Consider the following 25,654-nt stretch of genomic DNA (forward strand, 5'->3'; position numbering starts at 1 on the left):
GGCGCCACCCACCCCCTCACCCACGCCGCCACAGCCCAACAGGCCAGCGACGCCGGACACAGCCGCGGCAAGCTCGTCCTCACCGTCGACTGAGCGCCCCGCACCGCCGCCGTCCCGTACCCCGTCCCCATACGTCCTACAGAGGAGAACCCATGCCCGCCGACGACATCGCCGTCGACCTGAACGCCCTGTGGCAGCCCGCCCGCGCCGGGAGCATCGAGTTGCCGCACCGGCTCGCCATGGCACCGATGACCCGCAACCGGTCCACCCCGGAGGGCGTGCCGACCGAGCTGAACGCCGAGTACTACGCCCAGCGCGCCTCGCTGGCACTGATCGTCACCGAGGGCACCCAGCCCTCCCCCGACGGGCAGGGATACCTGCTCACACCCGGCATCCACTCCCCCGGGCAGGTGGCGGGATGGCGCAAGGTGACGGACGCCGTGCACGCCGCCGGCGGCCGGATCGTCGTCCAGTTGATGCACACCGGGCGGATAGCCCACCCGGACAACACCGCGCACGGACGGCAGCCGGTGGCGCCCTCCGCGGTCCGGCCCGCCGGAGTCATGTTCACCGCCGACGGACCGCGGGAGATGCCGGTGCCCCGCGCACTGTCCACCGACGAAGTCGGCGCCACCGTCGACGACTTCCGCCGCGCCGCCGCGTACGCCGTCGAGGCGGGCGCGGACGGCGTGGAGATCCACGGCGCCAACGGCTACCTCGTCCACCAGTTCCTGTCCGGCAACGCCAACGAACGCACCGACCGCTACGGCGGCTCCGTGGAGAACCGCATCCGCTTCGCCGTCGACGTGGCCACGGCGGTCGCCGACGAGATCGGCGCCGACCGCACCGGCATCCGCCTGTCCCCCGGCAACCCGTACAACGACATCCGCGAGGACGACGTCCACGAGCTGTACCCGGCGCTGGTACGCGCCCTCGCCCCGCTCGACCTGGCCTACCTGCACCTCATGCACATCGGTGACGAGGAGTTGCTGCGCACCTTGCGGTCGCTGTGGCCAGGCACGCTGCTCCTCAACCGCGCCGGTGCCGACCTCGGCGCACGGGCCGCGGACGTCGCGGAGGGCCTGGCCGATGTCGTCACCGTTGGCGCGTCCGCCCTGGCCAACCCCGACCTGGTCGACCGGATACGCTCGGGGGCGCCGCTGAACGACCCCGATCCGGCCACCTTCTACGGGGGCGGTGCGAGCGGCTACACCGACTACCCCGCCCTCCCGGGCGCGGAAGGAGCACGATGACAGACCCGGCGTCCCGGCTCCCCGGCACGGCGCGCGACGGCCGCCTCAGCTACGCCATCTTCCAGCTCGCCCGTGCCCATCGCGCCCACGCCTCCGCGATGCTCCGCGAGATGAACCTGCACCCGGGGCAGGAGCTGCTCCTCATGCAGCTCTTCGACCGCGACGGCCAGACCCAGTCCGAACTCCTGGACAGTGTGGGCCTGGACCACTCCACGGTCTCGAAGTCCCTGCGCCGCATGCAGGAGGCCGGGCTGCTCGCGCGTGAGCCGGCCGCGCACGACCGGCGGGTGATGATCGTCCACCTCACGGAGAAGGGCCGCGCGATGCGGGAGCCCATCGCGGAGATGTGGCGCAGCCTGGAGGAGATCTCGGTCCGCGATCTGACGCCGGAGCAGGCCGAGGCGTTCACCGAGACCGCGTACGCCATCGAGCGGTCGGTGAAGGACCGCGGCCGGGCCGCCCTGCCGAACGCGTAGGTCCGGCGGGGCGGCGCGACCTCCCGATGACAGCGGGAGAACCCGGCCGACGGGCGGCCGGGTTCCCGGATCAGCGTTGCAGAGTGAGCACACCCGGACGCCACGGCAGCTTGTCGTAGCTGCCGCCCGCCGACGGGGACTTGCCCTGGTAGAGGAACTGCAGGTTGCAGGGGTCGATGGTCATGGTCTGGTCGGGGTTGTTGCGGACCAGGTCACCGTGGCTGATGTCGTTGGTCCAGGTGGCACCACTGTTGGCCTTGCCCGCGAACGGGTTGCTCTCACTGGCGGCCTGGGGGGTCCATGAACCGTTCAGGCTGGAGGCCGTGAACGAGCGGAAGTAGCGCCCGTTCGCGCCCATCGCCTCGACGATCATCAGGTACTGGCTCTTGCCCTGTACCTTGTAGACCTGCACGCCCTCGAAGAGGTTGTTCGTCGTGTCGCTCATGACCGTCGTGTACGACGAGCCGAAGTTGCCCGGGAAGTTGCCGATCGGCATGCTCGCCCGGTAGATCTTGCCGTTGTCACCGGCGAAGAACAGATACATGTTCTGCCCGTCACCGATCAGGGTCTGGTCGATGGGCCCGGTGCTCGATCCGGAGATGCTGCCGGTGAACAGCGGCTGCGGCGCGGACCAGCCGTTGGGGTTGGTGGGGTCGCTCGACGTGCGGTAGATGAACGGCCACGCGCCCCACTGGTAGGCGAGGACCCAGATGTTCTTGGGCGCGAAGTAGAACAGCGTGGGCGCCACGGCTGCCTGCCCCATCCCGGTCTGCCCGGCCGAGGCCATGTCCGACCAGTTGGTGAACGGACCGAACGCCATCGAGCCGTACGAGCCCGACCCCGACACACTCGACCCGTAGACCAGGTGCTTGCCGTTGTAGACGACGTTGGTGAAGTCCTTCAGCGCGAGCCAGCCGTTCGACGGCTGCGCCAGCACACCTGTCGACGACCACCGGTAGGTGGAGGGCAGGGCACATGTGTTGTCGGGCGGGGTCGTCCCGGACAGACCGCTCCACTTCTGGTTGCTGCCGCCGTTGCACGTCCACAGCCCCACCGGTGTGCCGTTGGCCGTGGCGGCGTTCGTGACGTCCAGGCACAGCCCGGACTCCACGCCGACGATCGTGCCGTCGGAGTTCACCCGCCACCGCTGGTTCGTACCGCCGCTGCAGCCCCAGGTCTGCACGCGGGTGCCGGCCGTGGTGGCGTGGCCCGGGACGTCCAGGCACTTGTCGCCGAGCACCCTCAGTTCGCCGCTGTCCGTCAGCGTCCACTGCTGGTTGGCCTGGCCCGAGCAGTCCCAGACCTGCAGCGACGTGCCGTCGGTCCGGCTGCTGTCCGGCACGTCGAGACACCGGCCGGACCCGGCCCCGCGTAAGGCTCCGCTGCCGGCCGCCTGAGCCGGACCGCCGGTGACGAGCATCGCCGCCATCAGGGTCAGGATCCCGGCGGCCGCCGTGAGGGCGGCGGAGGTGTGCGTACGGCTGGATTGTCGTCTGCGCATGGAAACCTCGTGCTCCTTGAGTGAGGGGTGGATGACGGCGGACGGTGCGCGCGGCCGTGCCCCGATTGAGGCGGGCATGACATACCTGCCATCGCGGCACACTCACCGTCCGTTCGTCATGTCGAACAAGGGTCGACCTGCCGTGCACGCGGATCATTGAGGAGTCGGTGAGCGACGTCAATACCTCGCGCACACATCGCGTCGAACCTCGAAACTTTCGCCCGCCCGAGCACCGGAAGCGACTGGCTGAACCGGCGTCAAAGGTGACAGACCGACGCGCTCGCGGGGCCGGTCGACTCGACCGGCCCCGCGTATCTCATTGAAACTTGCGACAATCCTCAGCGGCCGAATTTCGCGCGGGCCGCCTCCGTGACAGGGGTGAAGAAGTTGACCAGGTTGCCGTCCGGGTCACGGAGCAGCAGGGACCGGTTGCCCCACGGCATCGTGGTGGGCCCGGCGACGAAGTCGGTGACGAAGCCGCTCAGGTCCTGGTGGACGCGGTCCACGTCGTCGACGAGGAACTCGGTGATCACGCTGTGGTTGTCCGCCGGGCGCGCGGAGTCCGGGGCGAACAGCGGCACGGTCCTGGTGCTCGCGACGGCGAGCGTCGCGCCCGCCGTCCGGAGTTCGGCGAAGTCGTCCGTGGCCCACTCCGCTCGCGCCCCCGTGGCCCGTTCGTAGAAGGCGACGAGGCGCGCGACGTCGCCGGTGATGACGCGGATCGAGACGAACTTCATGGGGATCTCCTTGGCCGTGCTGATGAGGTGCACTGCGGAGACTAGGAGGGATAGGGGACAGAACCGGTCCTGTATGAGCGATAGGTTTGCGCCCATGACCCGACCCACCGCCCGCGTGCTGACCCTCCTGGAGCTGTTGCAGTCGGGCGGCACGAGGACGGTGGCCGAACTGGCCGACCGGCTCGGTGTCGAAGGGCGCACCGTACGGCGGTACGTGCAACAGCTCATCGACCTGGACGTGCCGGTGGAGTCGGTGCGCGGCCGCTACGGCGGCTACCGGCTCGCTCCCGGGTACCGCCTGCCCCCGCTCATGCTCAGCGACGACGAGGCGCTGGCCGTGCTGCTCGGCCTGGTCGCCGGCGGCCGGACCGGGCTGTCGTCGGCGCAGCTCACGGCGAACGAGACGGCGTCGGCGAAGATCCGGCGCGTGCTGCCGAGGCACCTCGCACGCCGTCTCGACAGCCTCCTGGACTCCCTCGCCTTCACGGAGCGGCCCGGCGCGTTCGACGCCCCCGACACCGGGGTCCTGCTCGCGGTCGCCGACGCGGTGCGCCACCGCCGGCCGCTCGCGATCCGCTACACCGACCGCGGCGGGCGGAGCGGCGAGCGCACGCTCCACGCGTACGGGATCGTCGCGCACGGAGGCCGGTGGTACGTCACGGGCCGGGACCCCGGGATCGGTGAGGACCGCACCTTCCGGCTCGACCGCGTCGCGGACGCGCGGACCCTGCCCGGCTCGTTCGAGGCCCCCGACGATGCCGATCCGGCGCAGCGCGTGCTGTCCGGGTTCGCCACGGCCGCGTACCGGCATGAGGTGACGGTGCGGATCCACGGGACCGTCGAGCAGATCCGGGCTCGTCTGCCCGTCGCCCTCGCGAGCCTGGAGGAGGAGGATCCCGCGGCGGACCGGGATCCGGCGGCCGAGCGCTGGCTGCGCGTCGAGTTGCGGGCGGAGCGGCTCGACTGGCTGCCGCCGCTTATCGCCTCGCTCGACCGGCCGTTCGTCATCGAGCGCCCCGATGAACTGCGCGGCCTCGTCACCGCGTTCGCCGACCGCCTCGCGTCGCGCGCCCGCCGGGCCTGACCGCGCGACGCGCACCAGGGGTGCTCAGGATATTTCGTCCATGTGGTCCTCCACCCAGGTCCGCAACTGGGCCAGGGGCTGCGCCACGCTGCGGCCGAGCGGGGTCAGTTCGTACTCGACGTGCAGGGGCACAGCCGGGTAGACGGTCCTCTCCACGAAGCCGCGCTCCTCAAGTCGCCGCAGCGTGGCCGTGAGAACCTTGGGGCTGATGCCCTCAAGCCGCTTCTGCAGGGCGCCGAAGCGTTGCGGCCCCTCCTCCATGGCGCCGATGGCCAGCGCCGACCACTTGTTGGCGAGGAGGTCGAGCACGTCGCGGCAGGGGCACTGGGCGGCGTACACGTCGTGGTGGTCGTGCTGCTCGGTCGCGCAGAGCTTCGCCATGCCGCTGTCTCTTCTCCTGTGTGTGCCACTCGCCGGATCTTCATACTTCCCCGAGGGAAGTAACGGTCCTTGCAGGTTACTACCTCCCCGGAGTTACGTTACGGCCACGGCGGACAGCCGCCCGTAACGACCAGGAGGAACAGTCATGAGCCGGATCCCGCAGACCATGCCCGCCGTCGCGTACCGCAAGAGCCTGCCCGTGGACGACGCGGAGAGTCTGGTGGACGTGACCCTGCCGGTGCCGCAGCCAGGACGGCGCGACCTGCTGGTCCAGGTCGAGGCCGTCGCGGTCAACCCGGTCGACTACAAGGTCCGCCAGAACAACGACCCGGGCGGCGAGCCCAAGGTGCTCGGCTGGGACGCGGCGGGCACCGTCGTCGCCGTCGGCGACGAGGTCACCTCGTTCCAGGTGGGCGACGAGGTCTTCTACGCCGGTGCCCTCGACCGGCCCGGCGCCAACTCCCGCTACCACGCCGTGGACGAGCGCCTCGTCGGCCACAAGCCCGCCTCCCTCTCCTTCGCGGAGGCGGCGGCCCTGCCCCTGACCTCGCTCACCGCCTGGGAAGGTCTCTTCGAACACCTCGGCCTGCACACCGGCGCGCTCCAGCAGTCGGGCACGCTGCTCGTCACCGCCGCCGCGGGCGGCGTCGGCGCCATGGTCTCCCAACTGGCCCGCGCCCTGACCAGCCTCACGGTCATCGGCACGGCGTCCCGTCCGGAGACCGTCGAGTTCGCCCGGCGCATGGGCGCCGCGCACCTCGTGGACCACCGCAAGCCGCTCGCCCCGCAGGTGCGCGAGGTGGCCCCGGACGGCATCGACTTCGTCTTCGGCACCACCGCGACCGACAGCAACCTCCCCGCCTACGCCGACCTCGTCAAGCCCTTCGGGCAGATCGTGGCCATCGACGACTTCGGTTCCGTCGAGATCGGCCTGCTGAAGTCCAAGAGCATCGCCTTCCACTGGGAGTTCATGTTCACCCGCTCCCTGCACCAGACCGCCGACCAGGCAGAACAGGGCCGCATCCTCGACCAGGTCGCCCGGCTCACCGACGCCGGGATCCTCACCACCACCGCCACCACCGACCTCGGCACCGTCAACGCCGAACACCTGCGCGAGGCGCACCGGATCCTGGAGTCCGGCAAGGCCATCGGCAAGATCACCATGACCGGTTTCTGACGGACGCGCTTCCCCGGCTCACTCCCACTCCCATTCGAGCCCGTACACCCCGGGCGGGCACTTGGCGGGGATCAGGTGGGCGGAGTGGGAGGCGTCCAGTTCCACCCGGTGGCGCCGGCGCGGTTCGACGCCGAGTCGCTCGCGGTACGAGTAGTGGCAGCGCGCCGGAAGCGCCAGCGGGTGGAACCGCACATGCAGGAAGTAGGTTCTGAGCGGGTCCCGGATGCGGCGTTCGTGGGAGCGTGAGACGGCGGAGGTGGGGCCGGTCCTCAGGGTGTACTCGACGACCGCCGTCTCATTGCGGGCCAGCGGCCGGCCGAAGGAGATGTCAGCCACGACACTGCGCAGGTCCGGCAGGATCTTCCGGCCGGTCATCTCCCCGTTGCGGACGGCGATGTCCACGTCGTCGGCCGGGAGCGCGTCGAGGAAGTGCACGACGGTGACGTGCCGGGCCCCGTCCGTGACGGCCCGCACGACACTGGTCACGGCGGTCTCCCGGATGGAGCGCCGCGCGTCCAGGGTGACCGTCTCGTGGCTCATGAGGAGCTGCGTGTCCATGTTGAAGTGCGCGAAGGCGTCACCGAGTGCCTGCTCGACGTCCGACTGCTCACCGTAGACGCCGCGGGCGGCGGCCGGGTCGAGGGGCAGGGTGCGGCCCCGGGGCCGGTGCGGTCCCAGCAGCGACCGCAAGGTGCCGGGCCGGAGGCCGAGCAGCGGCTCCAGGGCGTCGACGGCCCGCAGCGACTTCAGGCGCTCGGGCTGGCTGCGTCCGCGCTGCCAATGGCTGAGCGTGGCCACACTCACGGTGATCCCCTGCTCCTGCAAGCGGCCGCATATCCGCTCCAGGGGCAGCCCGCGTCGGCGCAGCGCGTCCCGGAGGGTCACGGCGAAGTCGCTCTCCGGCCCACTGTGTACGTGGCTCACATCGCTCGGCATGGCTTCTTTTCTACGGGAACCCTGAATCATGAGGCATGGCCGTTCCACATGCCGGAGGGACCGCCCACCCCGGTCGGTGAACGGTCCCTGTGTGGGGGGCCGGAATCAGTTGGTGTTCAGCGTCAGGCCGTAGTAGCTGAGCGCGTCGTCGAGCGGCTGGAAGTAGGAGGAGCCGCGCGAGTTCACACCGCCGGTGCAGGACTGCCCCGTGGGGCCGCCGGAGGTCATGCCCTGGGCCTGGTTGCCGGAGATGTAGGCGCCTCCGCTGTCCCCGCCCTCGGTGCAGACCGTGGAGCTGCCGAGGCCGGTGACGACGGTGTCGGGGCCGCCGTTCTGGTCGGTGTACGTCACGCTGACGTTGTAGGAGCTGACCTTGCCGCAGGTCCAGCCGGTCGTCTGGCCGGACTTGCAGAGCGCCGCCCCCGAGGCGGCGCGCTGGCTGCCCCGGACGGCGACCGGGCTGCTGTTGCCCCACGTGCCCACGCTGGTGGCGATGGAGTTGCCCGCGTCGATGGCGGCGACGCCCATGTCCACACTGCGGGAGCCCAGCGCGAACCGCGTGTGGGTGGCCTTGGCGAAGCGCACGTTGTCGTACGAAAGGACGGGCAGGTCCTCCACGCAGTGACCGGCGGTGACCAGGTACTGCTTGCCGTTCCTGTCGTGGGCGCCGTAGCCGACGGAACAGATGTACCCGTTGAACGTCATCCGGCTGCCCGGGTAGATCACCGCCTGCGGGACGAGTTCCTCCTGCGCGCGGACGACCTTGACCGCGGAGCCGAACTTCCCGGCCTGGGCGAGGAACGCCTTGGCGGCGGCCCCGCTGCCGTTGTCGACCTTGACCGTCACGGTGTCCGACGCGAGGTCGACGCCCCACGAGGTCACACCGCTCGGCACCCGCTTCGTCGCGACCGCGTCGAGCTTCGCCTTGATCGCGTCCAGTTCGGCCTGACCGCGCTCGGGAACACGCGCGTCAAGGCCCGCCTTTTCCACCTTCTTCGCCTCTGCGGCGTTGTGCGCATTCACCGTCAATTTCCCGGCAGAGGTGAAGAAAGCGCCGTCGGTGGATATTCCGCCCTTGGCCAGTCCGGCCAGTCTGTCCTGCTGCGCCGCCTGCGCGTCCAGACGCCGTACGGCGGATTCCTCACTGACCCCGAGCGAGTCGGCGAGCGCCCGCACCATCGCGGGCTGATAACGCGGAGAAGCATCGCTGTCCTGCGCCTGCGCCCCGCTCACTGCGGAGACTGAGAGAAGAACACCGGCGGTGGCCACGAGGGCATACTTACGCGAAATGCGCACACTGATTCCTTCCAGTAGCAGGCAAGCCCACACGCCAAAAGAAAGGGGCCGCTTGCCTGGCGGCGAAAGTTGGGGGGTGTTCGCCACGCCCCGACTTTGACCGACGCCCTGTGAAGTCATCAAGGCCCAGGCCGACGACAGTTTTTTACAGAGAAACGCCGGAACTGTATAGGCGTGCCTCGTGTCACTTCCGGCTTGCGGCGATCGGTGCGGCGCCGGTCGCGGCCAGGGACACGTCCCACAGGCGCGCCGCCTCCTCGGGATCGACGGCGTACGCGCGGACGCCTCCGTCGTCCATGGGGGTGTCGTGCGACGAGAGGCGGGCGACATCGCAGTCCTCGAGGTAGAGACCGCCGCGCCCTTCGAGCAGCGTGGACGTGGCGGCCCACAGACCGGTGGCGGCTCCCTGGGAGGCGGTCTTGAAGTCCGCGCCGATGACGTTGCCGCGCTCGTCCACCCAGCCTCGGTCGATCTGTTCCTGGGCTGTCATCTCCCGCTGGAGCCCGGTGATGATCTTGCCGGGGTGGAGGGCGAAGGCACGGACTCCGTCGTCCTGCCCGAGGGTGTCGAGGTGCACGCTGAACAGCGCGTTGGCGGTCTTGGACTGGCCGTAGGCCAGCCACTTGTCGTAACCCGTGCGGAAGTGCGGGTCGTGCCATCGCATGGCGGTCAGCGTGTGTCCGGCGGAGCTGTTGACGACGACGCGTGCGCCGCCCGCTGCGGCCAACAGCGGGTAGAGCTCGCAGGTGAGGGTGAAGTGACCGAAGTGGTTGGCGACGAGCTGACTTTCCCAGTTCGGCCCGATGCGCCACTCCGGGACGGCCATGACTCCGGCGACGGCCATCAGGAGGTCGATGCGGCCGAGGGCGTCCTTCATGTGCGCGGCGGCCGAGCGGACACTGTCGAGGTCGGTCAGGTCCATGGGGACGACCTCGCAGTCCTCGACGTCGCGCAGCGCGGCGCGGGCGACGTCCGGGCGGCGGGCGGGCACGATCACCCGGGCACCCGCGGCCGTCAGGGCCCGGGTCGTCTCCAGGCCGAGCCCGGAGTAGCCCCCGGTGACAACGGCGGTCTTTCCGGAGAGGTCATGGCCGGCGACGACGTCCTCGGCGGTGGTGGCGGCGGAGAAGGGCGTGCCGAGCGGCTGTTGAGCGGTTGCAGTCATGCCGTCGAAGCTACGAGTTGGAGTGCGGTCCAAGGCAAGTCCCGCGCGTGTAGGACGACCCCGGGTGAGGCCGTGCCGTCGCTGGGCATCGGTGACGTGGCAGAGCGGATGGTTGCTGATCTGCGCCGAGCTGCGGGCATCCGGCAGCCCCGGCTCGCATCGCTCTACGTGGCCGTGGCCCGGCGGACGCGGTAGCCCCAGTGGGTCAGTGAGCCCTCCTCCAGGAGGGTCACCACGGGCATGATGCTCTCGTCCCCGCCGAGGTCGTGGTCGAGCCACAGTTCGGCGATGGGGACGTCGCGGTGTGCTTGGAAGAGGCGGACTCCCTCGCGGCTCGTGCGGGCGAGCTGTGTCGCGTGGGGCAGGGCTCTGAGGTCGTCGACGGCGAGGACGACCGGGGTCGGGACCGGGCCGGGTGCGCGCGTCGGGGGTTCGTTCCGCATGCGCCTGCTCCTTCTGCTTCCTACCGTTGCGCCCTGGCGTCATCCCCGCGCAAGGAACGGATCATGCTGCGCAGGGTGCGGAGCGCCACGGCCTGTTCGGCCTCGGTCATGCCCGTCAGCATTCTCTCCTCGACGGACCGCACCGCCACGGTCGCCTTCTCCAGGCTCCGCCGGCCGCGCGGGGTGAGCCGCGCGGGGAGCGCCTTGCCCACGGGCGGCGCCTCGGGCCGGGTCACGTAGCCGTCCCGTTCGAGGTTCTGGAGCAGGACGTTCATCGTCTGCCGTGTCACGAACGCGCCGCGCGCGAGCTCGGAGTTGGACAGGCCCGGCCGTTGTGCCAACAGCTCCAGGCAGGAGTAGTGCGTCACGCTCATCCCGAGCGGCCGCAGCACCTCCTCCATGGCTGTGCGCAAGGCGCTCGAAGCCTCTTTCAGCAGGTAGCCCAGGGACGTGTCCAGGTCGATGCCGGCACCGCGTTGACTCATGTCAGGATTCTGACATACCTTGCCTCGTGTCAGTAAACTGACACGTAAAGAAGGAGCAGCATCATGCCCGCGACCGGCCCCGACTTCATCTCGCTGCAAGTACGTGACCTCGACGCCTCGCAGGCGTTCTACGAGCGGTACCTCGGCCTCGTCCGCTCACCGGCGGGACCGCCGCACGCCGTGGTCTTCGACACGAAGCCGATCGCGTTCGCGCTCCGCGACATCGTCCCCGGCACCGATCTCGCCTCCGTCCCCCGGCCCGGGACCGGCGTCGCGATCTGGCTGCACGCCACCGACGTCCAGGCCATGCACGACGCGCTGGCCGCCGACGGTCACACGATCGTCTCCGCGCCGGTCGACGGCCCCTTCGGGCGGACGTTCACCTTCGCGGATCCCGACGGCTATCACGTCACGCTCCACGACCGCGCCTGACCCGCCCCGCGTCCATATCAGCCAGAACGCACCGGTGCGCGGCGCTCATCGCGCCGCGCACCGGGGCCGACAGCTGACCGTCAGCTCAGCTTGTTCACCGCGGTGACCGTCGTCTTCTTGAAGGCGGCGACCGGCGCGTCGGCGAAGCCACCCATCTGGCCCCACTGGACGACGGTGACGACGTTGCCCTTGCGCCCGACGGAGAACAGGTTGATGTCGGTGGCGCCCCACGTGGTCCTGGTGTTGATCCCGTAGACGTCGGCGCCGTCGCCGACGGACACCTTGCCGTAGGACTTCTCGGTGGCGCTCACGTCGGGGTCCTCGGCCAGCTCGCGCGGGCAGTCGGTCAGGTGCCGGCGCAGCAGCGCCGCGAAGTCCTTGGCGCGCTGGTCGCTGCGCTCGACCACGGTCACCTGCAGCGCCGCCGTGTCGTAGTCGGTGTGGAAGGCGCGGTACGAGGACGTCGACGGCAGGGCGTCGCCCACGCACATCGGCAGCGGGTCCGGCTGCCCGGCGGTGACCGGGCCCGCGAACCAGGCGGAGTCCGGGTGCGGCGGCAGTTCGGACGGTGCGAGGAAGCGCGGCTCGGTGGCCGCCGACGCCGGTGTCGTCGCCGCGACGGCGCCCGCCACGGCCGCCATCGCGGCCAGCGCCATCGTTCCCTTGCGTACAGATGCGTTCATGGTGGTGTTCCCCCGTGTCGGTCGGTACTCGCCGTAGGTCGGTCGGTACTCACCCCATATGACACTCGTCCCCCCGCGCCCGTTGCCCTCGTCCGTGTCACAGGACTGTCACCGTAAGAGATCGTCCTTCTTGCGCTGAGTGGCGCACCGCCGTCACTCGTTGCAGTAGAGAAGCCCGCCGTGTCACTCGGCCCGGAGCGTCCGCAGGAAAGAGATCCTGCGCGGGTGGGCCGCCCCGGGCGCGTGTCCCCGCCGCACGGCCATGGACCGCACGCCCGGACAAGGAGCGGAGGGTAAGCGATGGGGGTACGTATGCCGCACTCCACCACGCACACCGAGCAGGGGCGCAGGCCGCCGCCGCGAGGTCCTTCGCCCGCTCCGCGCATCACCGCGCTGCGGACGGCGTTCCCGCCGTACCACTATCCGCAGCACGAGATCATGTCCACGCTGGCGCCCACCTTGATGAGTTCCGCCAGGGGCAAGCTGATGTTGCGGAAGATCGAGGCGACGGCCGGGGTGGCCGCCCGTCATCTGGCGCTGCCGCTGGACAAGCTCGTCGAACTCGCCGTTCTCGACGACTTCACCGAGACGAATCAGGTGTGGCTGCGCACCGCCCTGGACCTGGGCGAAGAGGCGCTGACCAAGGCCCTGGACGCCGCCGGGATCGATCCCACCGAGGTCGACGCGATCATCAGTACCACCGTGACGGGGCTGGCCGTGCCGTCCCTCGAAGCCCGGCTGGCACACCGGGTGGGGCTGCGATCCGACGTCAGGCGTGTCCCGCTGTTCGGGCACGGCTGCGCCGGAGGGGCCGCGGGTCTCGCCCTGCTCCGCGACTACCTCTGCGCCCACCCCGACCAGATCGCCGTCCTGCTGGCGGTGGAGCTCTGCACGCTCGCCTATCAGCCGAACGACGGATCCATGGCGAACATCGTCGCCAGCAGTCTGTTCGGCGACGGCTCCGCGGCGGTCGTGGCCGTCGGCGCCCACCGGGCGGACAGCGGGCGGGGACCGGAACTCGTCGACAGCGCGAGCTGCCTGGTCCCCGACAGTGCGGACGCGCTCGGCTGGGAGATCGGCTCCTACGGCTTCCGCATCCGCCTGGCGGCCGAGGTGCCCGTACTCACCGAGGAACACCTCCCCCGTGCCGTGCGGTCCTTCCTCGCCCGGCACTCCCTGACCACCGACGAGGTCGGCAACTGGATCATCCACGGCGGCGGCCCGAAGGTGCTCGCCGCCGTGGAACGGGCCCTGGCCCTCCCCCCGGACGCCACCGTCCTCACCCGGGACTCCATGTCGCAGCGGGGCAACCTGTCGTCCGTGTCCGTCCTCCACGTACTGGACACCCTGATGGACACTCCCCCGCCGGCCGCCACGCCCGCTCTCGCCGTCGCCATGGGCCCGGGGTTTGCCGTCGAACTCGTGCTGCTCCGCTGGTGACCGGGGCCGGGCCAAGGCGGCGGCGACCAGGGGAACGGGCGGAGGCGACCGGTCGCCCCGGCTCAGCGCCACCTGTCCAGCAGAGCGGTGACATAGGCGTCCAGCCGCTCCGCGACGACGCGTGTCGTCAGCTCCGGTCTCCCGGCCTCCCGCCAGACCCGCGACACCTCCCGCACCTCCTCCGAGGAGGCCAACGCGTCCCGGACCAGCCAGTACAGCCGCTCACTCGCGGATGCCGCCAGGATTCCGCCCGCGTGCTCGTACGCCTCGGGGAACTTCAGGCCCCACTCCGGGCCGTGCAACAGCGCGAGGGTGACGGCGCAGTGCGCCACGTCGAGATCGGCGGGCCCCCAGGACGTCACCGCCCAGTCGACGACCCCGGTGATCCGGGCGTCCGCCGGCCCGGACGGCGGGACGTCGAACAGTACGTTGCCGGGCTGGAAGTCCCGGTGCAGGAAGCGGCCTTCGAAGGGCGGGGCGGGCGCGCGGATGACGTCGGTCGCCGCTTCCCATGTACGTGCGTCGGCGCCCGGCGGGGTCACGACACTGTCGGCGGTCGTCAACGCCACGTAGGGCGCGGGGAGTTGCGCGGGGCGCAGGGCGTGGATGGCCACGAGTTGCCGGGCCATCAGAGCGACACGTGTCTCCACTCCCTCGTCGGCGAACACCGTACGGCCCGGCAGATGTGTCATGAGAAGCGACGGATACTCGCAGTGCGCCGCGCCCGGATCGGCCGCGACCAGCTCGGGGGCGGGAACACCGGTCCCCGGCAGGAAAGCGAGGGCGGCGGCCTCCCTGTCCACCCAGTCCTCGGCATACTCCCCGCCGACGAGGGTCCGCAGCACCAGGGCACGGGTGCCGCCGTCCGGCCGACCGATCGTGAGCCTGCGCATCTCGGCGGTGATGCCGCCGTGCAACGTGTGCGCACCGACGATGCGTTCACCCACATCCAAATACCGGCTCACCCACGCATGTGTCAACGGCCGCACATCTGCCGCTCCCTCACCAGTGACCATGGGGCCACGCCATCACCCGGGCGGTGGCGCGCGCAAACGCATTTTCCCGTCAGGCAGCCGTGGAGGTCGTGCAGGCTAGGACGAGGCGCGGCCGCCGCGTGAACCGCTGTACGCCGCCTCGCGCAGGGCGCTCAGGCGGGGGGTGGGGTGGAAGTGCGGGAGGCGGTTGAGGTACGGGTCGTAGGAGAGGGTCGTCCGGGGCGGGGTCGGGGTCGCGGAGTCGAGGGTCAGGGTGGCGAACGGGGTCCAGGGCTCGTCCGGGGCGGCGGCGCACAGGGTGAAGCGGACGGGGGCCTGTGCGAGGGCGCGGCGCAGGGACGGCAGGGTGACGCCGACCGTGCCGTGCGCGTCGCGCGCGGGGAAGGCCGCCAGGACGCGGTCGCGGGCGCCGGTGCGGTAGGAGACGAGGGTGGAGTACGGGCCGGAGAGGGCGTCGGTGCGGGGCAGGGGCACATGGCGGACGTAGCGGCCCGGCAGGCTGGAGGTGAGGAGGAGGTCGAGGGGGAGATCCGGTCCTCCGGCGTCCGTGACGCGCAGGGCGAGGCCCAGGCCGTCCGGGAGGGGCGCGGGCAGGCCGAGCGCCCGTGACCAGCGGGCGGTCACCGGGTAGGAGGCGGGGCGGTCGAGCCAGGGGACGTCCCAGCGGCGGTCGCCCGCCGTCCCGAGCACGGTCAGCTCGCCCCGGCACAGCACGCCGTGCGGGTGCAGTGCGGGGGCGGACCGCAGCCGTGCCGTGCGCCGGGCGAGCGCGTGGACGGTGCCGAGTGGTGTTCCGGTCACGGGCGGATGACCGTACGGACGCAGCCGTCCGTCTTGTGCTTGAACATGTCGTACGCCTTCGGGGCCTCGTCGAGGGGGACGGTGTGCGTGGCGAGGTGGGACGTGGAGATGTCGCCCGCCGCGAGACGGTCCAGGAGCATCGGGATGTAGCGGTGGCCGTGCACCTGGGCGCCGCGGACGGTGAGCCCCTTGTTGATGACGGCGCCGAGCGGGAACTTGTCGACGGCGCCCGCGAAGACGCCCAGGACGAAGACCGTGCCCGCCTTGCCGCAGGCGTGGATGGCCTGGCGTACGGCGGTGGGCCGGTCGGTCTGCAGGCGGAGCTGTTGCTTGGCCTGGTCGTAGAGGTAACCGGGACCGTCGCTGTGGGCCTCCATGCCGACGGCCTCGATGCAGACGTCGGGGCCGCGTCCGCCGGTGCGTTCGCGCAGCTCGGCCGCGACGTCGGTGGCGGTGTAGTCGATGGTCTCGGCGCCGGTGTACCGCTCGGTCATGGCCAGGCGCTCGGGGATGCGGTCGACGGAGATGACCCGTTCGGCGCCGAGCAGGACCGCTGCCCGGGCCGCCATCTGGCCGACCGCCCCGCAGCCCCACACGGCGACCACGTCGCCGGGCTTGACGCCGCCGAGGTCGGCGCCCATCCAGCCGGTGGGCACGGAGTCGGAGACGAACAGGGCGCTGGTGTCGTCGATGCCCTCCGGGATGGTGAACGCGCCGTAGTCCGCGAAGGGGACGCGCACGTACTCGGCGTGGCTGCCGCGCAGGCCGCCCATGGCGTGCGAGTACCCGAAGATGCCGCCGGTCTCGTAGCCGAAGAGGGCCTGTCCGATCCCGGGGTTGGTGTTGGTGTTGTCGCACAGGGACCACAGGTCGTGGGTGCAGTACCAGCAGCGTCCGCAGCCGACGAACGAGCTGACGACCACGCGGTCGCCCACCTTGTGCCTGCGCACGCCGGGCCCGGTCTCGACGACCTCGCCGACGAACTCGTGGCCGATCACGTCACCGGCGCGCATCGCCGGGATGTAGCCGCCGATGAGGTGCAGGTCGGAGCCGCATGTCGTGCCCGCGATCAGCCGGACGATGATGTCCTGGTCGTTGCGCAGCTCGGGGTCCGGGACGTTCTCCACGGACAGCTTGTTCACGCCTTCCCAGCACAGGGCCTTCACAGCACTCCCTCCTCGCCCGCGCGGCGGGTGAACAGTTCCATCAGCTTGCCGCCCGGCGTCGGGTGGCTGGTGGGCGGCGCGTCGGGGCGCAGCACCTCTCCGGCTTCGAGCAGGGACTTCGCGTCGCGCAGCGCACGTCGCAGCTCCTGGCGCGGGTCCTGTCCGGCCAGCCGCGCGGGCATCGAGGTGGACGCGGCGGGGACGGGCTCCTTGAAGCGGGCGGCCAGCTCGGTGCCGCGGTCGCCGGGCGCGGGCGTGATCCGTACGTCGATGCGGTCGGCGAGATCGTCCAGCGGGGGCGGCGGTTTCACCTCCGAGCCCACGTCCGCCGCCGCCCGGTTGACGGTCACGGTCAGCCAGCGGTCCCCGGCCCGGTTCTCGTTCCGGCCGGCCTGGTCCGAGCGGGATCGGCGCACGGCCACCACCCCGGCCGCGACGGCCGGGGCCGCCCACCACAGCTTCTTCATGCGAAAGCTCTCCGTTTCGCCGTTGTCGTGGCGGTGCCCGTCGTCGGCGGCCACCGTGTTCCGGCGGACCGGGTTACCAGGCCAGATGCAACGAAACGGTCCTATCAGGGCATCACCACCTTCGGCGCCGACCGGGCCCCACCAAGAACCTCACGCGCCCGGGGCGCCCCGGTCCTCGTCGCCTACATTCGCAGGCATGGCCCCGGACGATCCGCGACACCAGCCCCCTCCGCACCGAGCACGCCCTCACCCGCCGACAGCCGCGAAGGCGTCCGTCCTGACCGCTCCCGGCATACCGCACCTCCTGGTCCTTGTGGTGCTCTGCTTCTCGGGCTTCGCCCTGTTGCTGCCCGTGACGCCGCAGTGGGCCGTGCACGGGGGCGCGGACGAGTTCGGCGCCGGGCTCGTCACCGCCGTCCTGATGGCCTCCACGGTCCTGGCCCAGCTGCTCGTCAAGTCGGCGCTGCGCACGCTGGGTTGGACCCGCACCCTGGCCCTCGGCGCCCTGCTCCTCGGGCTGCCCGCGCCGGTGCAGGCGGTCAGCGACAGCCTGTGGGCGATCCTCGTCACCACCGGCCTACGAGGTCTCGGCTTCGGCATCGTCACTGTGTGCGGGTCCACCGCCGTCGCGATGCTCGCCCCGCGCGAACGCCAGGGAGCGGCCATCGGTCTGTACGGTCTCGCCGTCGCCCTCCCCCAGATGCTGCTCACCCCGGCCGCTCCCGCCCTGACCGCGGCGTTCGCACCACCCACGATCATCGCGTGCGGCGCGCTGCCCGTCCTGGCGCTGCCCTTCACGCGCCCGCTGGGCCGAGCGGTCGACGCCCGTGCCGCGGCCCCCGACCCGGAACGGGTGCCCGGCGCCGGTGCCGCGTCCTCGGCCACCGTTCTGCGCCGTATTCGGCTGCCGCTGTGCACGCTGCTCCTCGTGACCTCGGCGGGCGGCGCCGTCCTGACGTTCACGCCCCAGTTCGCCGGGCGGGCGGCTCTGGCGGCGACAGCGCTGTTCGTGTTCACGGCCACCGCAGCGGCCGCCCGTTGGGGGTGCGGCGTCCTGGCGGACCGCTTCCCGCCCCGACCCCTGAGCTGCGCGCTCCTGGTGGCCGCCTGCGCGGGCCTCGCCCTGATCGCCGTCGCCGTCCGGTCCCAGCAGCCCCTCGCCGTGGCCCTGCTGACCGGGCTCGTCCTGCTCGGGGCGGCCTACGGCGGGTTGCAGAGCATCACCCTCGTCCAGGCGCTGGACCAGGCCGGACCGGAGAACCGGCACACCACCTCGGTCGCCTGGAACATCGGCTACGACGCCGGAACCGGCCTCGGCTCCCTCCTGCTCGGCCTCGCCGCCCAGTCAGCCACGTTCTCGACCGGTTTCGCCGCGCTGTCCGGCGCGCTCGCGCTCATGGCGCTCGGGGTCCTGTCGGCCGGGAGGCGGCGTTCGAAGGGCTCCGGGCAGGCTCCGTCCGACGCGCCGCGCCGGGGCGCACGCCACCACCGCCCCAAAAAGCACATGCATGATCCAAATGGTTCTTCGTAGATTTGTCGGCATGGAACCGCTCGACGAGAAACAGATCCGCTCCTCCTTCGTGAACTGCACCAAAGGAGAGGCGTCCCGCCTGAGGCTGCCGCTCGACTTCGCCGATCTTCCCTGGCCGGACCTGGACTTCCTCGGCTGGGTCGACCCCGGGGCCCCGCTCCGCGCCCATCTCGTCCGCCCCGGGGCCGACGGGCCGCTCGGCATCACCCTGCGCGTCCCCGCGACCGGACGCACCAGCGCCGCGAAGACCAGCCTGTGCCAGATCTGCCTCACCGGGCACGCCTCCATGGGCGTCTCGCTGCTCGCCGCCCCGCTCGCCGGGCCGCGCGGCCGCGACGGCAACACGGTCGGCCTGTACGTCTGCGCCGACCTGGCCTGCTCGCTCTATCTGCGGGGCAAGCGCCGGCCCCGGCTCCGCAGCGGCCGCTACCAGGAGTCGCTGCCCCTGGAGGAGCGCATCGAGCGGGCCCTCGGCAACCTCGACGCGTTCATCGCGAAGGTCCTCGCCGCCTGACGTCCGGGCGCGGGCGGGGGCCAGGGGCGGCCCGCCGCCGGTCAGGCAGTGTCAGGGTCCGTCGCGGCCCTGGGAGTCGCCCCGGTGAGCGTCAGCGCGACCAGCCGCGCCGCGAAGTCCTCGTCGAGAGGGGCGCCGCTGATGAGGGCGCGGGTGAACAGGGCGCCGCTGATGGCCTCGATGACGAGCCCGGGGTCCGTGCCGGGGAGGAGTTCGCCGCGCGCGATGCCCCGGCGGACCATGACGGCGCCGCGTTCGAGGCGCTCGCTCCAGTAGGGCAGCCGGTGGTCCGGCAGGGTCTCGTCGCGCTCCGCGCTCAGCCGGAGCAGCGCTTCGCCCTCCGCCGTCGCGAGGAGCCGCGCCAGGGTGCCGAAGTAGGCGGTGAGGTCGTCGTGGACGCGTCCGGTGTCGGGCACGGGCATGGCCGCGTCGAGCTGTTCGGTCAGCGCTTCCAGGATGAGGTTCTCGCGCGTTCCCCAGCGCCGGTAGACGGAGGTCTCGTGGACGCCCGCGGCGCGGGCGACCGCGCCGACGGTGGTTCCGGCGAGGCCGTGCTCCACGAGGACGTCCACGGTGGCGGCGAGGACGGCGGAGCGCATACGGGCTCCCCTGCGGCGCAGGGGCGGGGCGGTCTGGTCGGGCGGGGCCATGCCATCAGCGTAAAGCAGGTCCGCTTGCTTTGCGTGGGGGCCGGGCGTACGTTTCATCGCAAGGCGACTTGCGTTACACGGTCCACGCTTCCGGGTCGCCTTCGCGTCAAGGAGGACATGTCATGGAGCAGATGCTCGCCGCCCGGCTGCACATCCCCAGCCGCACCCTGCGGATCGAGGAAGTGGCCAAGCCCGTGCCCGGTCCCGGCCAGGTCCTGGTGGCGGTGGAGGCCGCGGGCGTCTGCCTGTCGGACGTCCACCTGATCGACGGCACGCTCACCCCGTTGCTGCTCAGCGGCGACACGGTCACCCTCGGCCACGAGGTGTCCGGCACGATCGCGCGGACGGGGCCGGGCGTCACCCGCTGGAAGCCGGGGCAGCGGGTCGTGCTGTACGCCGGTGAGGTCCGCGACGGCGTCACCTTCACCCGGGGCGTGGACTACGACGGCGGCTGGGCCGAGTTCGCGCTCTCCTCCGAGGACGCGCTCACCGAACTGCCGGACGGCATCCCCTTCGACCAGGGCGCGATCATCCCCGACGCCGTCTCGACGCCCTGGGGCGCGATCACCGTCACCGGTGCCGTGCAGCCCGCCGAGGCCGTCGGTGTCTGGGGTGTCGGAGGACTCGGCGTCCACGCCGTCCAACTGCTGCGGGCCGTCGGCGCGTGCCCCGTCGTCGCGGTGGACCCGAGCCCCGTCGCCCGCGAGCGCGCCCTCGCCCACGGCTCGGACCTCGCGCTCGACTCGGCCGACCCCGCGCTGCGGGAACGGATCGGCGAGGTGACCGGCGGCGCCGGGCTCGCCGCCGCCTTCGACTTCGCGGGTGTCCCGGCCGTCCGGGAGCAGGCGCTCTCGGTGCTCGCGCCCAAGGGCCGGCTGGTCCTCGTCGGCCTGACGGACAAGCCGCTGGCGGTCACGGACGGCACCCGGTTCAGCTATCTCCAGCAGCAGATCCTCGGCCACTACGGCTCCGACATGCCGGTGGCGCTGCCGCAGTTGCTGCGGCTGATTCAGGGCGGTCGCCTCGACTTCTCCGCGTCGATCAGCGGTGAACTCCCGTTGGCCGACGCCGCCGAGGCGGTGGAGCGCCTTGAGAACAAGACGGGTGACCCGATCCGCCTGATCCTGCGTCCGTGATCACGACGCGGACCCGCGACCGTCGTCGTACGCGGTGACGTGTGACGGCAGGTGGCGGGTCTCCGCCGCGACGCGGTCCCGCAGCGCGGCGGTGAAGGGACCTGCGGGAGCGAGCCGGTCGAGCAGGGCGTGGGCCTCCCGGCGCAACCGGGCCACGTACGCGTGGTAGGCGCTCAGGGTCGTCGGCTCGAGCATCATCGCGCGCAGCCGGTGGCGGCCGGCCGCCGAGGCCGGGGACCGCGTCAGCAGGGCACACGCCTCGCGGCGGCGGGCCTCCGGGGCGGAGTGCAGCAGATGCACCAGCAGGTACGTGGCCGTCTTGTTGCGCAGGTCCTCGCAGTCCTCGCCGCGCAGATCGTCCTCGTCGTTGCGGAACTGCGCCAGCACGCCGAGAAGATGACCGAACCGACCCCACCCCTCGATCACCGCCCGGCCCTCCGGACTCTCGTCCTGCCCGGCGGCGAGGCGGGCGGCCATGGTGCAGGCCATCGCGTAGACGGACCCGCTCTTGTCCCGGTACACGGCGAGGACCGCGTCCGGTGTCAGGGCGGACGGTTCGCCGAGGAGGTCGCCGAGTTGGCCGTTGCTCGCCGCGGTCCAGGCCGCGAGGTAGTCCCGACGGAGACCGCGGCGCAGCCGCGCGGGGGCGTCCAGCGCCGACAGGGCGCGCAGCGGCAGCGCCCAGCCGCACTCCAGAGCGGCCGTCAGGGCGACGCCGCTCGGCAGCCCGTACATGCGGGGACAGGAGTCCGTGTCCGTCACGTCGTCGAAGGTGTTGGCGGCGCGCCACCACAGCGCGTGCACGGCGGCGACCGGCACGGCGGGTTCGGCGGTCCCGGTGCGGGCGGCGTGCACGAGGAGCGGCAGCGAGAGCTCGTGCGGCGAGGGTCTGCCCCGGGTGACGAGTTGCCGCAGGGCGGAGCCCAGGGCCGCGTGGCGCGGGCGGTAGTCGCTCAGGAGTTCGTCCAGATAGGCGTGGACCTGACCACTGGCGCGGGCCACCATCGTCTCCGCCTCCGCCGAGAGCTCTGGGCTGGAATGCACGCTGCGTCCTCAAGGTACGGGGTCGGTCGTGTGTGGTACTTGCCCAGGGTGCGTCCGTGGGTACTGTCCCGCACGCCCATGTGTGGCCGGGGTGTCCTGCCCGACCTGGCCCGAGGGAACGAAGGGGAGACGTATGTCCCAGCCCACCACCGTGCTCTCAGGATTCGCCTTCACCGAGTCGCCGCGCTGGCGTGACGGCCGCCTGTGGTTCTCGGACTTCTACCAGGACCGGGTGTTCTCCGCCGCCGGGGACGGCACGGACGTACGTGTCGAGGCAGTCGTGCCCGGGCAGCCGTCGGGTCTCGGCTGGCTGCCCGACGGCCGCCTGCTCATCGTGTCCATGCGCGATGCCAGGATCCTGCGGCGCGAGCCCGGCGGTGTGCTGACGGTCCACGCCGACCTCGGCGGCCGGGTGCGCGGGTACGCGAACGACATGGTGGTCGACGCGGACGGCCGCGCCTGGGTGGGGAGCTTCGGCTTCGACCTGATGGGCGGCGCACCGCTCGCCCCCGCCACCCTCCACCGCGTCGATCCCGACGGCGCCGTCACCGAGGCCGCGACCGACCTGTGGTTCCCCAACGGCATGGTCATCACCCCCGACCGGACGCTCCTCGTCAACGAGACGTTCGGCAACCGGATCACCGCCTTCGACATCGACGGGGACGGGGACCTCGTGAACCGGCGCGTCTGGGCGCGGTTCGGGGACGTCCCGACCGAGCGCGCGTTCGCCGGGGTGCTGCCTCAGCTCGTCGTGAGCCCCGACGGGGCGTGCCTGGACGCCGAGGGTGCCCTGTGGATCGCGGACGCGACCGGGGCGCGGCTGCTGCGGGTGGTCGAGGGCGGCACGCTCACGCAGGAGATCCGTCCCGGCAGCAATGTGTACGCGTGTGCGCTCGGCGGCGCGGACGGCAGGACCCTGTTCGCGTGCACGGCTCCCGACTTCTTCGAGGAGGCGCGGCGCCGCGTCCGGGAGGCCGCGATCATGGCCGTGCCGGTCACCGTGCCCGCACCTGACGCCGGAAGCTGATCCCTGTGCCGCCCGGCCGATTCTCGGTCTGGCGGTCATGAGGCCCCGGGCGTAGAGACGGAGGTGCACCCGAGGAGGCCGTGTGGACAGGACCATGACCAAGGGCACGTTCCGGGACGCGTTCAAGAACCGGAGCGTCGCGCTCTCCGCTCTGCCGCCCGGCGCGGCCCGGGACCTCGCGGGGCGCGCCAACGCGGCGGCCGGTCCGGTCGACGCCGCGCTGCGGACGAAGGCCGAGTTCGGCGCCTTGTACGACCTGCTGATCGCCGAGCAGCGGGGCGCGCCGGGCGCCCCGGCGGACGAGAGCCTCGTATGTCTCGGTCCGGACGGCCGGCCCACCGCGACCGGGCGGATCGTCGGGGAGCTGCTCGACGCGGCGCAGGACAAAACGGAGTTCTTCGCTCAGGACATGTATCAGGTCAAGGTCACCGGGTGGCCGCCCGGCGTCCTGACGGCCGACGAGGTGATGGTGGCACCGTCCGGCGCCCGGCTGGCCCTGGCCAGGAGCGGAGCCGCGGCGGACGACACGCTGCTCGTCACGCCGTCGTTCTCCATGGTCAACAGCGGCAACATGACGGCGCGTGCGCCCAAGCGCTCCTGGAAGATCGACCTGGAGGTCGGAGAGAGCGAGGACCGGCTCTTCGGCATGGAGCGGATCAACCTCAAGGCGATGTACAACGACCCCTCGCAGATGCGCGAGGCCGTCGCCTGGCGGCTCCTTGAGCGCGCGGGCATACCCGCGGCCCGTCACACGTATGCCACGTTCTCGATCAACGACCGCTACATGGGGCTGTACTCGGTCATCGAACAGGTCGACAAGAGGTTCCTGAAGGACCACTTCGGCAAGAACGCCGAGGGCAACCTCTACAAGGCGTACTGCGGTGACGTCGGGTGCGCGACGCTGGAGCACCGCGTCGGCACGGACGGCACCGATGGCGGCCGGCAGTACTTCACCGCGAGCGCCCTGCCGGACGACCGCACGTACCGCCTCAAGACGAACGAGGACGACGCGTCCGCCAACACCTACGACGACCTCGCCACCCTTGTCCGGGCCGTCAACGGGGTCGGACTCGCGGGCGACGAGAAACGCTTCGCGACCGACACCTTCCGCGAGACCGTCGAGGAAGTCCTGAACGTACCGGCCTTCCTGCGCTGGGCGGGCGCCAACGTCCTCCTGGGCAGCTGGGACAACTACTTCGCGACGCCGTCGAACTACTACCTCTACAACTCCGGCCGGCTCGGCGACGCGGCCGGGTTCATGTCCCGCCCGTACTTCACGTTCATCCCCTGGGACTACGACAACAGCTCGGGCATCGACTTCTTCTCGACACCCTGGCAGTACACGGACCTGCTCGACTGGCCCGCGATGACCCGCTCCTACTGCCGGATCACCCACGCGCCGCACGAGGTCTCCCACGTGCCGCTGCTCACCAACCTGCTGCGGCACCACGACTTCTGCCAGTACTACCTCGACCACCTGGAGTACCTCCTCGACACGGAGTTCGCGCCCGAGAAGGTCGCCGCGCTGCTCGGCGCGGAGGGCTCCGGGCGGGCCGACGGGCTGTGGCAGCTCGTCGCGTCCGCCGCGTACGGCGAGTCCGTCAGCCCACACGGCCAGCCGTACACGGGGCGGCAGTTCACCAACGACGAGGTGTACCGCGCCGGGTACCGCCAGTGGGAGCTGAGCCGCGGCTCGCAGCACACGTACGGGATCTACCACTACACCCGCATGCGCTACGACCGCGCACGCGAGCAGCTCGCCGAGCTGCGCAAGACCTACCCCGACGGGGCCTCCGGCGCCCTCTTCCCGACCGCGATGGAGGCACTGCCCTCATGACCGCGACCGCCGCCAAGAAGGCCGCGCGCGAGCTGCGCCTGGTCAAAGAGGCCAAGATCAAGGACCTGATCGGGGACATCGCGGGCGACCGGCTGGAGGCGAGCGGGGTCGTCTACCGCGACGGTGTCTTCCTCATCGTCTGCGACAACCTCCCGTTCCTCATCCGGGTCAGCAGCGAGCTGTCGCCGAAGGCACCGGAGAACGGCGTCATCGGCGCGGGCAGGAAGGGCGGGCCCCCGAAGAAGTCCGCGGCGAAGAAGTCGGCCGTGAAGAAGTCCGCGGCCGCGACGACCAACCCCGGCTACGAGGACATCGCCCACGACACCCACCAGGACCACCTGTTCACGCTGAGCGAGGCCGAACCGTTCAAGCCCAGGAAGTTCCGGGCCCGCGTGCAGGAGTTCGACGCGAAGCTGCGTCCGCTCGGCTCCACGCCCCTCGACTTCGACCTGACGACCGCCAACAAGGGCATGGAGGGCCTGGAGTGGGTCGAGAGCTCCGGCAACGGCTACCTCCTCGCGCTGTGCGAGGGCAACCAGTGCGCGGGCGGCAAGAAGGGCCGGACGCCGGGCGGCGGTCGCATCCAGGTGTTCCGGCGCGGCGGCAAGCGCTGGATCAACACCGCGACGATCCGGCTGCCGAAGTCGCTGCCGTTCGAGGACTACAGCAGCGTGTCCGTGCGGGGCGACCGGATCGCCGTCCTCTCCCAGGCGTCGTCGGCGTTGTGGGTGGGCCGCCTCTCCACGCGGAAGTGGCGGGTCGACGAGGGCACCGTGTACCGCCTCCCGACCGGCCCCAAGGGGCGCAAGCTCTACGGCACCCCGGAAGGCGTGTCCTGGGTCTCCACCGACTACGTGGTGATCGTGTCGGACCGCGCGAAGAAGGGGGCCGCGAACGACCGGTTCCGGGCGAAGGACCAGTCGGTGCACCTGTTCCTGATCCCGGCCTAACGAGCCGGACCACAGAGCCGCTCCGCCGAGGTGTCCGACGGTAATTC

General features: G+C 71.4%; 27 protein-coding genes. 12 read left to right on the top strand and 15 right to left on the bottom strand.

Going from position 1 to position 25,654, the window contains the following annotated elements:
* Positions 1–152 precede the first annotated feature (152 nt).
* Together ABZ877_RS09405 and ABZ877_RS09410 are read left to right on the top strand one after the other, a co-directional pair.
* Entirely contained in the window at positions 153–1,253 is a 1,101-nt protein-coding gene (locus ABZ877_RS09405; protein ID WP_361066937.1) for an alkene reductase, read from the top strand.
* Positions 1,250–1,729, top strand: a complete 480-nt coding sequence (locus tag ABZ877_RS09410; protein ID WP_361066940.1) for a MarR family transcriptional regulator — start codon at positions 1,250–1,252, stop codon at positions 1,727–1,729. The genes ABZ877_RS09405 and ABZ877_RS09410 overlap by 4 nt, the downstream gene beginning before the upstream one ends.
* Before the next feature lie 70 nt (positions 1,730–1,799).
* Here the strand turns inward: ABZ877_RS09410 and ABZ877_RS09415 are convergent, their stop codons facing one another.
* Positions 1,800–3,230 carry a non-reducing end alpha-L-arabinofuranosidase family hydrolase gene (locus tag ABZ877_RS09415; RefSeq protein ID WP_361066943.1) on the bottom strand — a complete coding sequence of 477 codons (1,431 nt, stop codon included), beginning with the start codon at positions 3,228–3,230 and terminating at the stop codon, positions 1,800–1,802.
* Between the two features lie 338 nt (positions 3,231–3,568).
* Positions 3,569–3,967, bottom strand: coding sequence for a VOC family protein (locus tag ABZ877_RS09420; RefSeq protein ID WP_361066946.1), 399 nt, complete (start codon positions 3,965–3,967; stop codon positions 3,569–3,571).
* Between the two features lie 94 nt (positions 3,968–4,061).
* Between ABZ877_RS09420 and ABZ877_RS09425 the strand changes: the two genes are divergently transcribed.
* Positions 4,062–5,051 carry a YafY family protein gene (locus ABZ877_RS09425; protein WP_361066949.1) on the top strand — a complete coding sequence of 330 codons (990 nt, stop codon included), beginning with the start codon at positions 4,062–4,064 and terminating at the stop codon, positions 5,049–5,051.
* A 24-nt stretch (positions 5,052–5,075) separates the two neighbouring features.
* Here the strand turns inward: ABZ877_RS09425 and ABZ877_RS09430 are convergent, their stop codons facing one another.
* Positions 5,076–5,432 carry a helix-turn-helix domain-containing protein gene (locus ABZ877_RS09430; RefSeq protein ID WP_361066952.1) on the bottom strand — a complete coding sequence of 119 codons (357 nt, stop codon included), beginning with the start codon at positions 5,430–5,432 and terminating at the stop codon, positions 5,076–5,078.
* A 145-nt stretch (positions 5,433–5,577) separates the two neighbouring features.
* Here ABZ877_RS09430 and ABZ877_RS09435 point away from each other — a divergent pair, with 145 nt between their 5' ends.
* Positions 5,578–6,609, top strand: a complete 1,032-nt coding sequence (locus ABZ877_RS09435; RefSeq protein WP_361066955.1) for a zinc-binding alcohol dehydrogenase family protein — start codon at positions 5,578–5,580, stop codon at positions 6,607–6,609.
* An 18-nt stretch (positions 6,610–6,627) separates the two neighbouring features.
* On the opposite strand, the gene ABZ877_RS09440 is transcribed toward ABZ877_RS09435, so the two are convergent.
* The 5 genes from ABZ877_RS09440 to ABZ877_RS09460 form a co-directional block, all read right to left on the bottom strand.
* Positions 6,628–7,545, bottom strand: coding sequence for a hypothetical protein (locus ABZ877_RS09440; protein ID WP_361066958.1), 918 nt, complete (start codon positions 7,543–7,545; stop codon positions 6,628–6,630).
* A gap of 105 nt (positions 7,546–7,650) precedes the next feature.
* A complete protein-coding gene (locus ABZ877_RS09445; RefSeq protein WP_361066960.1) occupies positions 7,651–8,841 on the bottom strand; it encodes a S1 family peptidase in 1,191 nt (396 codons plus the stop codon).
* Positions 8,842–9,025: 184 nt separating this feature from the next.
* A complete protein-coding gene (locus ABZ877_RS09450) occupies positions 9,026–10,006 on the bottom strand; it encodes an SDR family NAD(P)-dependent oxidoreductase (protein WP_361066963.1) in 981 nt (326 codons plus the stop codon).
* A gap of 164 nt (positions 10,007–10,170) precedes the next feature.
* Positions 10,171–10,449: a cyclic-phosphate processing receiver domain-containing protein gene (locus ABZ877_RS09455; protein ID WP_361066966.1), complete on the bottom strand. Its 279-nt coding sequence runs from the start codon at positions 10,447–10,449 to the stop codon at positions 10,171–10,173.
* 20 nt (positions 10,450–10,469) lie between these two features.
* Complete coding sequence (locus ABZ877_RS09460) at positions 10,470–10,934, bottom strand: MarR family transcriptional regulator (RefSeq protein ID WP_361066969.1); 465 nt, start codon at positions 10,932–10,934, stop codon at positions 10,470–10,472.
* A 63-nt stretch (positions 10,935–10,997) separates the two neighbouring features.
* Between ABZ877_RS09460 and ABZ877_RS09465 the strand changes: the two genes are divergently transcribed.
* The gene (locus tag ABZ877_RS09465; RefSeq protein ID WP_361066971.1) at positions 10,998–11,366 is read left to right on the top strand and encodes a VOC family protein; all 369 of its coding nucleotides are present in this window, start codon (positions 10,998–11,000) and stop codon (positions 11,364–11,366) included.
* An 80-nt stretch (positions 11,367–11,446) separates the two neighbouring features.
* On the opposite strand, the gene ABZ877_RS09470 is transcribed toward ABZ877_RS09465, so the two are convergent.
* On the bottom strand, positions 11,447–12,049 hold the full coding sequence (locus ABZ877_RS09470; protein WP_361066974.1) for a hypothetical protein: 603 nt from the start codon (positions 12,047–12,049) through the stop codon (positions 11,447–11,449).
* A gap of 300 nt (positions 12,050–12,349) precedes the next feature.
* Between ABZ877_RS09470 and ABZ877_RS09475 the strand changes: the two genes are divergently transcribed.
* On the top strand, positions 12,350–13,489 hold the full coding sequence (locus tag ABZ877_RS09475) for a type III polyketide synthase (protein WP_361066976.1): 1,140 nt from the start codon (positions 12,350–12,352) through the stop codon (positions 13,487–13,489).
* Positions 13,490–13,551: 62 nt separating this feature from the next.
* On the opposite strand, the gene ABZ877_RS09480 is transcribed toward ABZ877_RS09475, so the two are convergent.
* The 4 genes from ABZ877_RS09480 to ABZ877_RS09495 form a co-directional block, all read right to left on the bottom strand.
* Positions 13,552–14,505: a phosphotransferase gene (locus tag ABZ877_RS09480; RefSeq protein WP_361066979.1), complete on the bottom strand. Its 954-nt coding sequence runs from the start codon at positions 14,503–14,505 to the stop codon at positions 13,552–13,554.
* A 75-nt stretch (positions 14,506–14,580) separates the two neighbouring features.
* Positions 14,581–15,285: a phosphodiesterase gene (locus ABZ877_RS09485; protein WP_361066982.1), complete on the bottom strand. Its 705-nt coding sequence runs from the start codon at positions 15,283–15,285 to the stop codon at positions 14,581–14,583.
* A complete protein-coding gene (locus ABZ877_RS09490) occupies positions 15,282–16,451 on the bottom strand; it encodes a zinc-dependent alcohol dehydrogenase (protein ID WP_361066985.1) in 1,170 nt (389 codons plus the stop codon). Before ABZ877_RS09490 ends, ABZ877_RS09485 begins: the two co-directional genes overlap by 4 nt.
* On the bottom strand, positions 16,448–16,918 hold the full coding sequence (locus tag ABZ877_RS09495) for a hypothetical protein (RefSeq protein ID WP_361066988.1): 471 nt from the start codon (positions 16,916–16,918) through the stop codon (positions 16,448–16,450). The genes ABZ877_RS09490 and ABZ877_RS09495 overlap by 4 nt, the downstream gene beginning before the upstream one ends.
* 196 nt (positions 16,919–17,114) lie before the next feature.
* Here ABZ877_RS09495 and ABZ877_RS09500 point away from each other — a divergent pair, with 196 nt between their 5' ends.
* On the top strand, positions 17,115–18,449 hold the full coding sequence (locus tag ABZ877_RS09500) for an MFS transporter (protein ID WP_361066991.1): 1,335 nt from the start codon (positions 17,115–17,117) through the stop codon (positions 18,447–18,449).
* A 10-nt stretch (positions 18,450–18,459) separates the two neighbouring features.
* The gene (locus tag ABZ877_RS09505) at positions 18,460–18,963 is read left to right on the top strand and encodes an FBP domain-containing protein (RefSeq protein ID WP_361066992.1); all 504 of its coding nucleotides are present in this window, start codon (positions 18,460–18,462) and stop codon (positions 18,961–18,963) included.
* Positions 18,964–19,004: 41 nt separating this feature from the next.
* Here ABZ877_RS09505 and ABZ877_RS09510 read toward each other — a convergent pair whose 3' ends face one another.
* On the bottom strand, positions 19,005–19,613 hold the full coding sequence (locus ABZ877_RS09510) for a TetR/AcrR family transcriptional regulator (protein WP_361066995.1): 609 nt from the start codon (positions 19,611–19,613) through the stop codon (positions 19,005–19,007).
* A gap of 122 nt (positions 19,614–19,735) precedes the next feature.
* On the opposite strand from ABZ877_RS09510, the gene ABZ877_RS09515 reads away from it, so the two are divergent.
* A complete protein-coding gene (locus tag ABZ877_RS09515) occupies positions 19,736–20,749 on the top strand; it encodes a zinc-binding dehydrogenase (protein ID WP_361066998.1) in 1,014 nt (337 codons plus the stop codon).
* On the opposite strand, the gene ABZ877_RS09520 is transcribed toward ABZ877_RS09515, so the two are convergent.
* A complete protein-coding gene (locus tag ABZ877_RS09520; RefSeq protein WP_361067000.1) occupies positions 20,750–21,793 on the bottom strand; it encodes a class 1 isoprenoid biosynthesis enzyme in 1,044 nt (347 codons plus the stop codon).
* A gap of 133 nt (positions 21,794–21,926) precedes the next feature.
* Here ABZ877_RS09520 and ABZ877_RS09525 point away from each other — a divergent pair, with 133 nt between their 5' ends.
* From ABZ877_RS09525 to ABZ877_RS09535, 3 genes are all read left to right on the top strand, one after another.
* Entirely contained in the window at positions 21,927–22,820 is an 894-nt protein-coding gene (locus tag ABZ877_RS09525; protein WP_361067003.1) for an SMP-30/gluconolactonase/LRE family protein, read from the top strand.
* An 82-nt stretch (positions 22,821–22,902) separates the two neighbouring features.
* On the top strand, positions 22,903–24,657 hold the full coding sequence (locus tag ABZ877_RS09530; protein WP_361067006.1) for a CotH kinase family protein: 1,755 nt from the start codon (positions 22,903–22,905) through the stop codon (positions 24,655–24,657).
* Positions 24,654–25,607: a hypothetical protein gene (locus tag ABZ877_RS09535; protein ID WP_361067009.1), complete on the top strand. Its 954-nt coding sequence runs from the start codon at positions 24,654–24,656 to the stop codon at positions 25,605–25,607. The genes ABZ877_RS09530 and ABZ877_RS09535 overlap by 4 nt, the downstream gene beginning before the upstream one ends.
* Positions 25,608–25,654 lie beyond the last annotated feature (47 nt).

Source organism: Streptomyces sp. NPDC046939 (assembly GCF_040644575.1).
Classification (GTDB): Bacteria; Actinomycetota; Actinomycetes; order Streptomycetales; family Streptomycetaceae; genus Streptomyces.

Bases quoted from the DNA above. Each gene is read 5' to 3' on its own strand.
- ABZ877_RS09435 (WP_361066955.1), top strand. From the start codon at position 5,578: ATGAGCCGGATCCCGCAGACCATGCCCGCCGTCGCGTACCGCAAGAGC.
- ABZ877_RS09480 (WP_361066979.1), bottom strand. From the start codon at position 14,505: ATGGTCACTGGTGAGGGAGCGGCAGATGTGCGGCCGTTGACACATGCG.
- ABZ877_RS09420 (WP_361066946.1), bottom strand. From the start codon at position 3,967: ATGAAGTTCGTCTCGATCCGCGTCATCACCGGCGACGTCGCGCGCCTC.
- ABZ877_RS09510 (WP_361066995.1), bottom strand. From the start codon at position 19,613: ATGGCCCCGCCCGACCAGACCGCCCCGCCCCTGCGCCGCAGGGGAGCC.
- ABZ877_RS09440 (WP_361066958.1), bottom strand. From the start codon at position 7,545: ATGCCGAGCGATGTGAGCCACGTACACAGTGGGCCGGAGAGCGACTTC.
- ABZ877_RS09505 (WP_361066992.1), top strand. From the start codon at position 18,460: ATGGAACCGCTCGACGAGAAACAGATCCGCTCCTCCTTCGTGAACTGC.
- ABZ877_RS09500 (WP_361066991.1), top strand. From the start codon at position 17,115: ATGGCCCCGGACGATCCGCGACACCAGCCCCCTCCGCACCGAGCACGC.
- ABZ877_RS09495 (WP_361066988.1), bottom strand. From the start codon at position 16,918: ATGAAGAAGCTGTGGTGGGCGGCCCCGGCCGTCGCGGCCGGGGTGGTG.
- ABZ877_RS09535 (WP_361067009.1), top strand. From the start codon at position 24,654: ATGACCGCGACCGCCGCCAAGAAGGCCGCGCGCGAGCTGCGCCTGGTC.
- ABZ877_RS09405 (WP_361066937.1), top strand. From the start codon at position 153: ATGCCCGCCGACGACATCGCCGTCGACCTGAACGCCCTGTGGCAGCCC.
- ABZ877_RS09460 (WP_361066969.1), bottom strand. From the start codon at position 10,934: ATGAGTCAACGCGGTGCCGGCATCGACCTGGACACGTCCCTGGGCTAC.
- ABZ877_RS09430 (WP_361066952.1), bottom strand. From the start codon at position 5,432: ATGGCGAAGCTCTGCGCGACCGAGCAGCACGACCACCACGACGTGTAC.
- ABZ877_RS09415 (WP_361066943.1), bottom strand. From the start codon at position 3,230: ATGCGCAGACGACAATCCAGCCGTACGCACACCTCCGCCGCCCTCACG.
- ABZ877_RS09425 (WP_361066949.1), top strand. From the start codon at position 4,062: ATGACCCGACCCACCGCCCGCGTGCTGACCCTCCTGGAGCTGTTGCAG.
- ABZ877_RS09525 (WP_361067003.1), top strand. From the start codon at position 21,927: ATGTCCCAGCCCACCACCGTGCTCTCAGGATTCGCCTTCACCGAGTCG.
- ABZ877_RS09455 (WP_361066966.1), bottom strand. From the start codon at position 10,449: ATGCGGAACGAACCCCCGACGCGCGCACCCGGCCCGGTCCCGACCCCG.
- ABZ877_RS09410 (WP_361066940.1), top strand. From the start codon at position 1,250: ATGACAGACCCGGCGTCCCGGCTCCCCGGCACGGCGCGCGACGGCCGC.
- ABZ877_RS09465 (WP_361066971.1), top strand. From the start codon at position 10,998: ATGCCCGCGACCGGCCCCGACTTCATCTCGCTGCAAGTACGTGACCTC.
- ABZ877_RS09475 (WP_361066976.1), top strand. From the start codon at position 12,350: ATGGGGGTACGTATGCCGCACTCCACCACGCACACCGAGCAGGGGCGC.
- ABZ877_RS09450 (WP_361066963.1), bottom strand. From the start codon at position 10,006: ATGACTGCAACCGCTCAACAGCCGCTCGGCACGCCCTTCTCCGCCGCC.
- ABZ877_RS09515 (WP_361066998.1), top strand. From the start codon at position 19,736: ATGGAGCAGATGCTCGCCGCCCGGCTGCACATCCCCAGCCGCACCCTG.
- ABZ877_RS09470 (WP_361066974.1), bottom strand. From the start codon at position 12,049: ATGAACGCATCTGTACGCAAGGGAACGATGGCGCTGGCCGCGATGGCG.